Here is a 13,256-nt window from a genome sequence, read left to right as displayed (position 1 = left end):
CCCCGTATAGTGACGGGGAGAAAGAGGCCTGCGCAGATTGCTTCGCCAATCACCGGCGTCGCAGGAAGAGTGCCGGCGTTGCGGCCAGCTGTCCAGCCGATAGATGGGTAACACTTTGAACCGGATACATAGGTAACACTTCTCCCCCTATGCGTCCGTCGCAGCGCCAAGCGGTTTGATTGGCGCGGCGCTGCGGCGGACAAGCTTCATACGCCTTGTGTCGATGATGCCGAGTGGATGGGCATGGAAGGAGAGCGCCCATTGTCCATCCTCGGTCTCTGAGGCAGCGACCGGTTCGCCCGCCAATGCTTGCGAGACATAGATGAAGCCGCCATTCCACCGGATCTCGCCATTGTGGCGTACGCGGCGGACCGCAGCCTCGGCCGGATAATCGGGCTCTGGTGGCGTTCTTGGCATGGCGCGCTGCGAGGGGCGGTAATGCTGGGCGGGCGTATCCATGCCGAGTGCCTCATGCGGCCGCTCCTCATTATAGCTGTGCCGGAAGGCCTCGAAGGCCTGGCCTTGGGCCACTCTGTTGGCCTGCGGCGCCTCGGCCATTGGCAACATGGTCAGATGAAAGCGCTCGTGGCGTCCATTCTGCTGCGGCTTGCCAGGTGCGATCCGCTCCAGCGTGATGCCGAGCTTGATGAAGCGCACGACAAGCGGCGTCAGCCCGGTGACGCCGGCCGATGCGAAGGGTGGGCCGTTGTCGCTTCTGAACCGATCCGGCAGGCCGCGCTCCTCAAACAGCCGTTCGAACACCGGCCACGCCTCGGCATCCGCCGTCGATCCCGTCGCTTCGAGCGCCAGGAGGTAGCGGCTTGATGCATCCATCACCGTCAAGGGCTCGCAACGCCATCCGTCAGCAGTTCTGAACCAGCCCTTGTGATCGCCGGTCCACACCGCGTTCGGCTCCAGCGGCTTTGGCCAGGGTCCATTGCCGCAGGCCCGCAGCCGTGGTCGCCTGCGGGCGTTGACAAGCCCATGCCGCGCAAGGATCGCACCGACCGTCGAGGCCGACGGCCACATGAACTCGGGAGCCGTGCGCCTGAGCCGTGCCACGATCTTCTTGGGACCCCACAGCGGATGCGTCTCCTTGGCCGCGACGATCCGCTCAACCAGATCCTGAGCTGTCGCACGGCCATGATTGAGCGGTGCTCGCGGCAGATCGTGCAAACCTTCCGGACCCAATGCCCGATAGCGTCCTAGCCATTTATAGCCGTTCTTGCGTGAGATCCCGTAGGCCGCACAAAGCGCCGTCATCGTCTCATCCCCAGCAAGGCACTCCACAACAAACCGAAGCCGCTCGTCCATGATGCCAGTCTCTCGCCAAACCATCGCCGGTCCTCCGGCGAGGGAGAAAACTGTCACCTATGCTATCGGTCCATTCCGTTACCTATCTATCCGGGTCGGACACAGCCACCTTCTCCCCGTCACTATAGGGGAGAAGGTGCCGGCAGGCGGATGAGGGGGCAGCGTCGACAGATTGTGATCTTTTCCTGCAGTGACACGAACCTGGCCTGAACAAAAAAGGCGGGCCAAGCCCGCCTTTTTTGTTCCGTAGCCGCCGCCGTCAGTGCAAACGGCCGCTCGCATGGGCCAGCATGGTGTAGACCTTGCCGGTGTCCGACGTCAGGTAGGTCTGCGCCATGATGTTGTCGCGGTCGTTGCGCGAGACGTCCTTGAGCAGTTTCTCGAAATCGTCGCAATAGCGGTCGACGGCAGCGCGGAACTCCGCCTCTCCCTGATATTTGCGACGGATTTCGTCAAAGGTCTGCTGGCCCTTCAGCGTGTAGAGGCGGCGCGTGAACACGTCACGTTCGCCGCGCCGGTAGCGGTTCCACAGCTCGATCGAGGCGTCATGGTCGATCGCCCGCGCAATGTCGACGGAGAGCGAGTTGAGCGACTCCATGACATGCAAAGGCGAACGCTGGGCGGGTGTGGCGCGCGCTGCTTCCGCGGGCGCCGCCGGCCTGGCGACTTCCTCCTCGCGCGACGCCCCGGTCAGGAGGTCGCGCACCCAGCCACCTTGCGGCGTGCGGGCATTGGCGTCGCGCTGGCGCGGTGCTTCGGCGGGCCGTTCGATATCGAGCGTGCCACGCAGGCCGCCGAGCGGCGCCTGCGGTGCCGGGCGCTCCGGCTGGGGCGCCGTCGGCGGGCGGCGTACAGGCTCGGCCGGGCGCTGGACCGGCGCCTGAGGAGCCGGGCGCAAATTACGGGGCTCGGAAGTGTCGCCACCACCGCGGCCCGATTTCGCAACGATATCCGAAAGTTCCTTGAGCGCGTTGATCTGCTCGGAAACGGCACGGCGGATCGCCGAAGTCGATTCCTTGGCCTCTTCCGGCATCTCGATGACGCCCTTCTTGAGCTCGGCGCGTGTGAGGTCGAGCTCGCTCTTGATCGAGCTTGCGGTGCGCCGCATCTCCTCGGTCGCATCGGCGAACCGGTTGGTTGCCGAATCGACCACTTCCGCAATGGCGATGCGGATCTTGTCGGCGGATGCCAGCGTCCTGCCTTCGGCATTCTGCATCGTCTGGCCGACAAGGCTCTCGAACGAACGCATCACCTTCTCGAGGTCTTCCGACTTCTTGACCAGGCCGACGGCGAGATCTTCCAGCGACGACTGCCTCTCCAGCGTGTGTTCGAGATTGCTCTGCGCCGAACTCAGCAGGTCGGAAGCCGACGACAGCAGACGGCTGTGTTCGTCGAACTTGGTGGCGATCGAGGCGACCTCGCGCAGCGTCGAAGACGACAGTTCGGTAAGCCGCGTCGTGTTCGAATCGACCAGGCGGGCCGAGCTGGCGAAGGTCTGCGCCGCCTTTTCGGTGGTCGCCGCGAAGCTTTGCGTGCTGCCGCTGAGACGTTCGTCGACCTGGCCGAGATTGACCGCCGCCTGCTCGATCAGCTCACCGAGCTGCGAGCTGGAGACGCTCATGCGGCCGATGAGATCGGCGACACTGTCGGCGAGCGACGAGCGCGCGCCTTCGACGGCCGACAGCGTTTCGGCCGTGCGGCTGGCGAGCGCGTTGACGAGGGCGGCGTTTTCGCTGCGCAGCTTCTCGGTGGCGCGTTCGGTGACCTCTTCCATGCTCTTTTGCAGTTCCGAGCCGCCCTGGGCGAAGCGCTCGACCAGCGGCCGCGCGGTTTCGTCGAGGATTTTCGACATCTCGGCCGAACGCGCCGCCAGCATCGTGTTGAGCTCGCGGGTGTTGGTGCCGATGGTCTTGGCTGCGTCGTTGGTGCTCTGGCCGATGTGCTGGCCAACCGCGGTGAAGGTCTCCGCAATCGTGTTGGCGCGCGAGATCAGTTGAGCCTCGGCACTCGACACTTGCTCGTTGAGCTTCTGACCCATCGTCTCGGTGGTATAGGCGAGGCGGTTTTCGACACTCGCGACCTGTTCCTCTACGCGGGTGGTTGCGGCAGCAACGCTCGCGGCCAGCCGCTCGTCGGCGCCGGCCAGAGCCTGCTCCATCTCGCGGGCGTGGACGGCGAGTTCCTGGCCGGTCTGGCGCGCACGTTCGGCAACCCGCTGCTCGGTGCTGGCGAAGGCGCCGACAATGTTGTCGGCATGCTCGCCGATCGTCGAGGTGGAGTCGGCGATGCGCGACACCAGGCGGTGATCGGCTTCGTCGAAGATGCGGCTGATCTCGGTGGCGCGGGCCGACAGCGCATCGGAACCCTCGGCAATGCGCGAGATCAGCTGCTGGTCGGCGGCGTCGAAGATGTGGCCGAGGTCCGAGGCGCGGGCGGCAAGCGCTTCGGCGGATTCGCCGATGCGCATGCTCAGCCGCTGGTCGGCACCCTCGAAGTTGCGCAGGATGTCGCCGGCGCGATCGGCGAGCGACTGCGCTGTCTCGACCGCACGGGCAACCAGCTTCTGGTCGGCGGCGTCGAACGTACCGGCGATTTCGCCGGCGCGGGCAGCCAGCCGTCCGGCCGTCTCTTCGGCGCGGGCGAGCAGCGAGCTCGACGTCTCGTCGTGCCGGGCAAGCAGAGCGCTCGTCGTATCCTCGGCCCGGGCAAGCAAGGCGCTCGTTGTGTCCTCGGCACGTGCGTGCAGGCGACGATCCGCGTCCTCGAAGGTGCGGGCAATGTCTTCGGCCCGGGCCAGCAGCGCAGCCGACGTCTGCTCGGCGCGCTCGGCGATCTTGCGGTCGGCATCGCTGAAGGCGGCACCCGCCTGTTCGTGCAGGGCGCTGGTGACTTCCATCACCTTCTCGCGCAGCGCGCCGGCAACGAAGACGGCGCTCTTTTCCAGCACGTTGCGGACATTGTCGACCCCCACCGACAGCGCGCGCTCCATCGTTCCGGCGCGCTCCTCGATGATGCCGGTCTGCTTGCTGAAGGCCTGCTCGATCTTCTCGACATCGGCTGCGATAGCCGCCGAGATATCGGTGCTTCTGGCGGCGATCTGGTCGATATGGCCCGACAGCGAGCGGTCGACGTCGTTGCGTGCGTCGGCGAGCTTTGCCAGGTCGCCTTCCAGCGCCTGGGTCAGCATGTTGCGGCCTTCGGCCAGCTTGCCGACATGGCCGGCGATGATGTCGTCGACCTCGCCGCGGCTTGCCGACAGCTTCTGCAAGTCGGCTTCCAGGGCGCGCTTGAGGATGTCGCGGCCTTCGGCCAGCTTCTCGACCTGGCCGGCGACCAGTCCGTCGATGCTGGAGCGGCTCTCCGCCAGCTTGGCGAGGTCATCCTCGAGAGCCTTCGACAGCGTCGCGCGATCCTGGACGAGCTTGTCGCTGTGACCCTGGAGCAGGCTGTTGACATTTTCCAAGTCGGCTTCCAGCACCCGTGCGAACTCTCCACGGTTTTCGGTCAGCTTCTGTGACTGGTCGACAATGGCGCTCCTGATCGTGTTGAGATCGGCTTCGAGCGCCCGCTTGAGGATGTCGCGGCCCTCGGCGAGCTTCTCGACCTGTCCGGCGACCAGCCCATCGATGCTGGAGCGGCTCTCCGCCAGCTTGGCGATGTCGTCTTCCAGTGCCTTTGAGAGCGCCGAACGGTCCTGGACGAGCCTATTTTGATGATCGGCCATGATGCCGTTCACATTGTGCAGATCATCCTGAAGCGCCTGGGATAGCGTCGAACGATCCTGGACAAGCCGGCTCGTGTGGTCGGCGATCAGGGTGTTCACATTCTGCAGATCGGCTTCCAGTGCCTTCGAAAGCTGGCTGCGCTCTTCCGCCACTCGGTCGGAATGACCCACGATGGCACCCTTGATGGTATTGATGTCGGCTTCGAGCGCGCGCTTGAGGATATCGCGGCCCTCGGCCAGCTTCTCGACCTGGCCGGCGACAAGTCCATCGATGCTCGACCGGCTTTCCGCCAGCTTGGCAAGGTCGGCCTCGAGCGTTTGGGACAACAGGCCACGATCGTCGGCGAGCCGGTTCGAATGGTCGGAGAGCAGGCCCCTGATGCCGGACAGGTCGTTCTCCAGCGCCTTGCTGAGTTCGGTTCGGTCCTCGGCCAGTTTCGCCGAGTGGTTTTCGATCACGCCCTTGATGCCGATAATGTCGTTTTCGAGCGCCTTGGTCAGGATGGCGCGGCCTTCGGCGATCTTTTCGACCTGGCCGGCGACCAGACCGTCAATGCTGACGCGGCTGTCGGCCAGCTTGCCGAGATCGGCCTCCAGCGCGCGCGACAGAATGTTGCGGCCTTCAGCCAGCTTGCCGACATGTCCGGCGACCATTTCATCAATAATCGTGCGGGCTTGCACGAGTTTTCCGGAGTCTTCATGCAAAGCCAGGTTGAGCCGGTTGCGGCCCTCTTCGAGGCGCTCGAGATGGCTGCCGACCGACGCGTCGATGGCGGCGCGCGACTCATTGACCTTGCGCAGATCCTCTTCCAAAGCGCGCGAAATCAGGTTGCGGCCTTCCGCCAGCTTCTGCACCTGGTTGGTCACGGCGGCATCGATGCCGGCGCGGCCCTCGGCGAATTTCGCCAGATCCGCCTGCATGGCAGCCGCCATGCGTTCGCGGCTTTCGGACAACTTGCGGCTGTGGTTTTCGACGGCTTCCTCGATGCCGACGCGGGCATCGGCAAGGCGCTGGATGTCGGTGTCGAAGGAGCGCGACACGACATGGCGGGCCGCTTCCATGCGACCGGCGAAGTCGCTGGCACGGGCTTCGAGCATGGACGAGGTCGACGAAACGATGTCGGCCATGTCGGCGCCGATCTGGGTCTTGCCCTGGTCGATCATCGCCGACAAATGATCCTTGCTTTCGGCGAAGGTGTGGGCGATCTCGCGGGCGCGCTCGACCAGCGTCTCGTTGATCTGGCGGGCACGCGCCTCGAGCGCTGCGTTGAGTTTTTGCGTGCCGGTGTCGAGCGCTTCGGCGCGGGTCTGGAATTCGCTGATCAGCGCCTGGCCGCGTTCGGCCAAGGTGCGCTCGATGCCGCTGAGGCTGGATTCAAATTCCGAGCTCAGGGTTCGGGCGGCACCCCCGAGCAGCGACACCATGCCGGTGGTGCGGTCGTCGAGCAGGTCGGTCAGCGAGCGGGTCAGGCCGTCCGTAGTGTCCGTCAGCTTGGCGATGCGGGTGTCGAGCAGCGAAGCGAAGGCTTCGCCCGAGGTCGACAGCCGGTCGGTGATCGTATCGAGCCGGCCTTCCACCTGATCAAAGATCGACATCGAGCTTTCGTTGATGCGGTCGATGAGCGTGTCGCCGGAATTGGTGATCGTCATCGACAGCTTGGTCGACGCGTTGAGGATGGAGTCGCGAATGATGTCCGAGGCAGCGCCGATTTCGTCCTTCAGCGTCTCGTGCGCGCCGGTGATCGAGGCGCGCACGCGCTCGGCATGGGTGACGACGGCTTCGCGTTCGCTGCCCAGCCCGTCGACCAGCGAGCGGATGCGGGATTCATTCTCCGAATAGGAGCGTTCGATCTGGTTGACCTCGCTGTGGACCAGCGTTTCGAGCTCGACGGCGCGCGCCAGCGTGCGCTCGATGCCTTCGCCCATCGCCGCCACTTCGCGGCGAACGGCCTGGCCGATCATCATGACGCGATCCTGGGCGAGGTTTTCCGGCTCCGCCAGGCGGAAAGCCACTTCGGTCATCGACTGGGCGGCGATGCGCATTTCCTGCGCGCGGCGGATCATCGCCGCGAAGGCCCAAAACAGGACAACCGGTATGATTGCCGCGATTGCGAGGCCAATCAGTTCGGGGCGGGCCAGGAGTTGATCGAATGTACGGATTTTCCAGATGCTGGGGCCAAACAGCAGATTGGCAAGGCCGCCGGCGCCGGCAATCCAGGCCAGCGACACGAACGCCACGACCCAATAGATCGTGCTCGACGCACGCCGATTGAGGCTGTGCAGAAGCGTCTTGTAATCTTTCTGACGGTCGTCGTTTGCCGGCTTGAAACCGGCCGGCTGCGAGCTGTTGCGCGATTCAACCGGGCGCAGCTCTGCAGGCTTGGCAGCCGGCGTCGCGCTTTGATTTTGTTGGACGGGTGCGCTTTGAGTGGGGGCGGGTTTCTGGGTGCGGCCTTCGCGCGCCAGTTCGTCCGCGGCCTGCGATATCTGCGCTTCCAGGTCTTCCATCGACGCCGCAATATCGAGATCGCCGCTGCCGTCTCCGCTAAGGTCGAGGTCTAGTGCCTTTTCGAGTTCCCTGGCTACGTCGCTGTCGAGAGTTCTGGTCGTCGTTGGTTTCTTCGCCATGCCTTCGCTACCCTGTACTAGCTGCCGAGGGACTTTATGATTTTGGCCTGAATGATTTTGGCCTGATTCTGGCTTGTCTTATCCCACGCAGGAGGCTGAAAATGGACCCTCGTATCGTAATGACACACACGGGTAAAGAAAACATGCATTCCGCCAGATACGTAAAACTTTAAATATAAGGTTAACGTGAACGTGATTTCGCCGCCTCTATGGCAACAACTTTCCGGCCCATTCATTAACGCGTTGGCGACGGAAATCGCCTATTTTTTTTACGGCGATCGGGACAAGGAGTTTCAAATTGGTACGCGGTGAAAGCGGCATTGCCTTCTCAATGCCGGGCGGCGATGCGTCGGGTCCGGCCCGTTCGCGGCCGGTGGATCTGGCCCATCTGGCCCGTCAGACAATGGGCGATCGCGCCCTCGAACAAGAGGTGCTGGCGCTGTTCGTGCAGCAGGCGCTTTCCGTCCGCGACAAGATCCTGGATGCCGATGTCCGCGAAAGGCTGCTTCTGGCACATGGGCTGAAAGGTTCGGCGCGCGGGGTCGGCGCCTTTGCCATCGCCGATTGCGCCACGGCGATCGAACAGCAGCCGGAAGACGCACGCACTCTCAAGCGCCTCGGCGCCCTGATCGAGGAAGTGCGCGATTTCATCGCCGCCATCAGCCGGTAATGGCAGCCGCTTGGCCGGCGGCCACCGGGATGAATCGGCAGGGCCAGGGCGCGCTTTAGCCAGCTTTCCGAAAAAACGTCACAAAGCGGCGCTTTCGCGCCGCAGTTGACTTGTCCAGCGGAGTGATTATCTCGGCTGAGACTCCCTTCAGGTGACAAATGACCAAGCTGACCTTCATCGCCCATGACGGCACTTCTTTCGATGTCGAGGCCGAAAACGGCTCGACCGTCATGGAGAATGCGATCCGCAATGCGGTGCCGGGCATCGAGGCCGAATGCGGCGGCGCCTGCGCTTGCGCGACCTGCCATGTCTATGTCGACGAAGCCTGGACGGCCGAGGTCGGCGAGCCGGAGGCGATGGAAGAGGATATGCTGGACTTCGCCTATGACGTCCAGCCGAACTCGCGCCTGTCCTGCCAGATCAAAGTCCGCGACGCCCTTGACGGCCTCGTCGTGCGCGTGCCCGCCCGCCAGGGCTGAACTCCCGTTCCAGCTGATTTTTGCCGCTGCCGCTTGGCAGCGGGCCAATGCTCATGCAGTCTCGCGCCAGTTTGGCCCAGTTTTGGCAATGAGGCTCGCCTGGCATGACCGATGTAATCAAGACGGACGCACTCATTGTCGGGGCAGGGCCGGTTGGCCTGTTCGCCGTGTTCGAGCTTGGCCTCTTCGATATGAAGTGCCATTTGATCGACATCCTCGACCGGCCCGGCGGCCAATGCGCCGAGCTTTATCCGGAAAAGCCGATCTACGACATTCCGGGCTGGCCCTCGATCTCGGCGCAAGGCCTGGTCGACAAGCTGCTTGAGCAGATTCACCCGTTCAAGCCTGATTTCAGTTTCAACCGCATGGTCTCCAGCCTGGAGAAGCTCGACGACGGCTCATTTCGGGTCACCACCGACGAGAATGAGGTGTTCGAGACCAAGGTGGTGGTTATCGCCGCCGGCGGCGGCTCGTTCCAGCCCAAGCGGCCGCCCATTCCCGGCATCGAGGCCTATGAGGGCAAAAGCGTCTTCTATTCTGTGCGTCGCATGGAAGAGTTCCGCGGCCACGATCTCGTCATCGTCGGCGGCGGCGATTCCGCGCTCGACTGGACGCTGAACCTGCAGCCGGTGGCGAAAAGCGTCACACTGGTCCATCGCCGGCCGGAATTCAGGGCGGCGCCCGACAGCGTCAACAAGATGTACGCCATGCAGGAGATGAAGCAGCTGGAGTTCCGGGTCGGCCAGGTGAGCGGCCTGACCGGCGCCGACGGCCAGCTGGCGTCCGCGACCATCAAGGGCGGACCTGACGGCGACATCGAGGTGCCGTGCACCCGCATGCTGCCGTTCTTCGGCCTGACCATGAAGCTCGGGCCGATCGCCGAATGGGGGCTCAATCTTCACGAGAACCTGATTCCGGTCGATACCGAGAAATTCCAAACCTCGGTATCAGGTATCTTCGCCGTCGGCGACATCAACTGGTACCCCGGCAAGCTGAAGCTTATCCTGTCGGGTTTTCACGAGGTGGCGCTGATGGCGCAGGCGGCCAAGCGCATCATCAGCCCCGGCGAGCGCATCGTCTTCCAGTACACCACCTCCTCAACCAGCCTGCAGAAGAAGCTCGGCGTGGTGGCGTAGGTAGACCTGCCGAGCCGAGGTTCACTCCACAAGGACTGCCGCCTCGGTCTCGTCGCGGCCACGCAACGACTTCTCCGGCATCAGCGCCAGCGTGATCAGCGACAGGACGAGCGTGATGGCTGCTGCAAGGAAGATCATCATGAACGGTGTCGCCGAGACGATCTGTCCGGCAGCCGGCGCGCCTTCGCCGGCAAGCGGCAGGCCATAGCCGAGCGCCACGGCGCCAAGCATGGCGACGCCGAGCGCGCTGCCCAGCGAACGCAGGAAGGTCAGCACGCCGGTGGCGACGCCGAGATGCGCGCGGTCGACAGCGTTCTGCACCGACACGGTGGCGACCGGGAAGGTGGTGCCGCTTCCCAGCCCAATGCAGATGGTCAAGAGCTCGACCACCAGCAGCGAGGCGCGGCCGGCGACCAGGCTGAGCACGCCGAGACAGATAATGGCGAAGACAACGCCGACCATGGCGATGCGCTTGTAGTGGAAGAAGCGCGGTATGGTGCGGCCGCTGAACGTTGCGCCGGCGACAGTGCCGAGCAGCAGGCCGAGCATGGCGAGGCCCGACTGGCTGACCGAGAGGCCGATGATCGACTGCAGATAGACCGGCAGGTACACGGACAGGCCGATATTGGCGGCCTGCAGCAGGAACATCGACGCCGTGCCGGCAAGCACGATCGGATTGCTCAGCACTTCAAGCGAGATCAGCGGTTCGGCCGCACGCATCAGCCGCAGCGCGAACGCGCCCCAGAAGGCCGCCGAACAGGCGAGCAGGCCGAGGATCTCGCGCGAGGCCCAGGGATAGGCGCTGCCGCCCCAGTTGAGCGCCAGTAGAAGTAATGCCGTCGCCACCACCAGAAGCAGTGCTCCCAGGGCGTCGATGCGATGCCGCTTTGCGGCGACCGGCAGTTTGCGCAGCGGCTTGTTGATGATGGCCATGGCCACCACACCAAGCGGGATGTTGATCCAGAAGATCAGCGACCAGTGCAGATGTTCGGCAAATCCGCCGCCGAGCAACGGTCCGGCGATGCTGGCGACGGCCCATGTGCCCGAAATCCACGCGGCATAACGCGCCCGCTCGCGCGGCGGCACCAGGTCGCCGATAACGATCTGCGCCAAGGCGAACAGGCCACCGCCGCCCGCACCCTGGATCGCTCGCCCGACGACCAGCACGAACATGTTGGGGGCCATGGCGCTGACCAGCGATCCGGCGAGGAAGATCAGGATCGCTGCATAGACCGTCGGCCGGCGGCCATAGACGTCGGAGATCTTGCCGTAGAGCGGCGCCATGGCGGTCGCCGTCAGGAGATAGCCGGTCACGATCCACGGCAGATAGTCGGCATGGCCGAGCGAACGGCCGATGGTCGGCATGGCCGGCGCGACGATGGTCTGGTCGAGCGCCGCCAGGAGCATCGACAGCAGGATGCCAGCGATGATGACGTTCTTCTCGCTTTCCGTCAGAGGCGCGGTGGGCGCCGCCAAAACCGGCTTGTCGACAGCCTGGTCCATATCAGTTCATCCACAGTGTCTGCGAGCGATTGCGCGGCGCCAAATGGCCGCTCCGCTATACGCCGCCTCAATTGGTCTTGATCTCGTGTTTCGAAGCTCGCGTCTTGCGAGCCTGACATATGTCGTCCCGTATAGGCCGATTTCGACCCTTGCCCGAAAACTTTCTGGCGCTGGCCTCATGTTTCGGCAGGATTGGCTTGGTATCAGTCCTGTGTTTCAGCCCGGTGGAAGCTGGCCGTTCTCGACGCGCTGTATGCGGTAGCGCAGCAGCCGCAGAATGCGGCTTTCGAAGTTGACGCCCTCGACACGGTCGAAGCGCAGCTGGTCCTGGTCATGCCTGGCGAGTTCGGCCGCGGTGATCTCAGCCGCCTTGGCCTTGGCCTCAGCGCAGGTCTTTTGCGGGTAGCTGGCGTTCAGCGCGTCCTCAAGCTGACGGCCGTGATTCTTCGCGATCTCGACATGGCGCTCCTCGTGGCGCTTGATGTCCGCCGACAGCGTATCCCAAAACAGCCTGACATCGGCGTCGGCCTTGCGCGGCCTGCGCCACTGCGGAAGGATGACCTTGACCTTGACGGTGACGGCGGCCTTGGCGATGCGGCAGGAATCAGCGGTTTGCGCGTAGCTGATGCGGGTGGTGAATGCCATCTGGGTGGCGCCCGGATGCCGCATCCCGGTGCTTTTCACCTCGGGTCCTTGTGTCGACAATTGTGTCTCGATGGCATCGAGCGTGCTGCCGCCGATGCCAAAATAGCTGTAGGTCTTCACCAGATTTGCCGCGCCTGCCGGTAAAACGGTCAAAGCCAGCATCAGGGCGCAGAGCAGGGGTCGCTTCATCATGTTGCCTCTTCACTCACCTTGCTTTACGGCCGTTGCCGGCGCAACGGAATTGATCTTCCACCGATCACGCATCGTTGATGGATTGCAAGTGCTCGATGAGCCACATGGTTGAAGGACAATGACGACAAGGCGATGGCAACTGGCGCATGGGCGTCATCTCGACCTTGGCGAGAAGGCCATAGTGGTCGGCATTCTCAACGTCACGCCGGACAGTTTTTCCGATGGCGGTCAGTTCGTTGCGCCGGACCAGGCGGTGACCCAGGCGCGCCGCATGGTGGAAGAGGGGGCTGTCGTCATCGACATCGGCGGAGAATCGACGCGCCCCGGTGCGTCTCCCGTCACCGCTGAAGAAGAGCAGGCCCGCATTCTGCCGGTGATCGCCGCGCTCGCGGCGTCTGGTGAAGCCATGATTTCGGTCGACACCTATCGCGAGGAAACCGCGCGGCTCGCCGTCGCCGCCGGCGCGCATATCGTCAACGATGTCTGGGGCTTGCAGCGTGAACCCGGCATTGCCCGCGTCGCCGCCGAGAGCGGCGCCGGGCTGGTCATCATGCATACCGGGCGCGGACGGCAAAAGCTGCCCGATGTCATCGACGACCAGTTTTTCTTCCTCAAGGCATCGCTGGAAATCGCGAAGCGCAGCGGCGTGCAGGATAGCCATGTCGTGCTCGATGCCGGCTTCGGCTTCGCCAAGGAGACGGCGGAGGAAAACCTCGACCTGATGGCGCGGTTTTCCGAACTGAAGGCGCTGGGCTTTCCCCTGATGGCCGGCACATCGCGAAAACGCTTCATCGGCACCGTAACCGGCCGCGACGCCGCTGAGCGCGGCGCAGGGACGGCAGCCACCAGCGTTATCCTCAGGCTCAAGGGCGCCGATCTGTTTCGCGTCCACGATGTCGCAATCAACGTGGACGCGCTGGCCGTTGCCGATGCTATGCTGGCGCGTGAAAAGCCAGGACGCTAAG

The 13,256-nt window shown here is 64.0% G+C and carries 8 protein-coding genes; 4 read left to right on the top strand and 4 right to left on the bottom strand.

Annotation, left to right across the window (positions count from 1 at the left end):
* Positions 1 to 147: 147 nt before the first annotated feature.
* Both H0241_RS09530 and H0241_RS09525 read right to left on the bottom strand, forming a co-directional pair.
* Positions 148 to 1,338, bottom strand: coding sequence for an integrase core domain-containing protein (locus H0241_RS09530; protein ID WP_181057166.1), 1,191 nt, complete (start codon positions 1,336 to 1,338; stop codon positions 148 to 150).
* A gap of 235 nt (positions 1,339 to 1,573) precedes the next feature.
* Positions 1,574 to 7,666: a kinesin gene (locus H0241_RS09525; protein ID WP_181057165.1), complete on the bottom strand. Its 6,093-nt coding sequence runs from the start codon at positions 7,664 to 7,666 to the stop codon at positions 1,574 to 1,576.
* 331 nt (positions 7,667 to 7,997) lie between these two features.
* Between H0241_RS09525 and H0241_RS09520 the strand changes: the two genes are divergently transcribed.
* From H0241_RS09520 to H0241_RS09510, 3 genes are all read left to right on the top strand, one after another.
* Positions 7,998 to 8,336 carry an Hpt domain-containing protein gene (locus tag H0241_RS09520; protein ID WP_181057283.1) on the top strand — a complete coding sequence of 113 codons (339 nt, stop codon included), beginning with the start codon at positions 7,998 to 8,000 and terminating at the stop codon, positions 8,334 to 8,336.
* Between the two features lie 158 nt (positions 8,337 to 8,494).
* The gene (locus H0241_RS09515; protein WP_181057164.1) at positions 8,495 to 8,815 is read left to right on the top strand and encodes a 2Fe-2S iron-sulfur cluster-binding protein; all 321 of its coding nucleotides are present in this window, start codon (positions 8,495 to 8,497) and stop codon (positions 8,813 to 8,815) included.
* A 104-nt stretch (positions 8,816 to 8,919) separates the two neighbouring features.
* Positions 8,920 to 9,951: an NAD(P)/FAD-dependent oxidoreductase gene (locus H0241_RS09510; RefSeq protein ID WP_181057163.1), complete on the top strand. Its 1,032-nt coding sequence runs from the start codon at positions 8,920 to 8,922 to the stop codon at positions 9,949 to 9,951.
* Positions 9,952 to 9,972: 21 nt separating this feature from the next.
* Here the strand turns inward: H0241_RS09510 and H0241_RS09505 are convergent, their stop codons facing one another.
* Complete coding sequence (locus H0241_RS09505) at positions 9,973 to 11,454, bottom strand: MDR family MFS transporter (protein ID WP_181057162.1); 1,482 nt, start codon at positions 11,452 to 11,454, stop codon at positions 9,973 to 9,975.
* A gap of 216 nt (positions 11,455 to 11,670) precedes the next feature.
* On the bottom strand, positions 11,671 to 12,291 hold the full coding sequence (locus H0241_RS09500; protein ID WP_181057161.1) for a DUF922 domain-containing Zn-dependent protease: 621 nt from the start codon (positions 12,289 to 12,291) through the stop codon (positions 11,671 to 11,673).
* 118 nt (positions 12,292 to 12,409) lie between these two features.
* On the opposite strand from H0241_RS09500, the gene folP reads away from it, so the two are divergent.
* Positions 12,410 to 13,255 (top strand): dihydropteroate synthase, encoded by an 846-nt coding sequence (gene folP, locus H0241_RS09495; protein WP_181057160.1) that lies wholly within the window; start codon positions 12,410 to 12,412, stop codon positions 13,253 to 13,255.
* Position 13,256: the final 1 nt, after the last annotated feature.

It is taken from the genome of Mesorhizobium neociceri (assembly GCF_013520985.1).
Taxonomy (GTDB): domain Bacteria; phylum Pseudomonadota; class Alphaproteobacteria; order Rhizobiales; family Rhizobiaceae; genus Mesorhizobium; species Mesorhizobium neociceri.
Note: the sequence above shows the minus strand (reverse complement) of the source record. Positions and strands in the feature narration are given on the sequence as shown.

Coding starts and splice junctions, on each gene's coding strand:
- H0241_RS09530 (WP_181057166.1), bottom strand. CDS start 1,338: ATGGTTTGGCGAGAGACTGGCATCATGGACGAGCGGCTTCGGTTTGTT.
- H0241_RS09525 (WP_181057165.1), bottom strand. CDS start 7,666: ATGGCGAAGAAACCAACGACGACCAGAACTCTCGACAGCGACGTAGCC.
- H0241_RS09520 (WP_181057283.1), top strand. CDS start 7,998: ATGCCGGGCGGCGATGCGTCGGGTCCGGCCCGTTCGCGGCCGGTGGAT.
- H0241_RS09515 (WP_181057164.1), top strand. CDS start 8,495: ATGACCAAGCTGACCTTCATCGCCCATGACGGCACTTCTTTCGATGTC.
- H0241_RS09510 (WP_181057163.1), top strand. CDS start 8,920: ATGACCGATGTAATCAAGACGGACGCACTCATTGTCGGGGCAGGGCCG.
- H0241_RS09505 (WP_181057162.1), bottom strand. CDS start 11,454: ATGGACCAGGCTGTCGACAAGCCGGTTTTGGCGGCGCCCACCGCGCCT.
- H0241_RS09500 (WP_181057161.1), bottom strand. CDS start 12,291: ATGATGAAGCGACCCCTGCTCTGCGCCCTGATGCTGGCTTTGACCGTT.
- folP (WP_181057160.1), top strand. CDS start 12,410: ATGACGACAAGGCGATGGCAACTGGCGCATGGGCGTCATCTCGACCTT.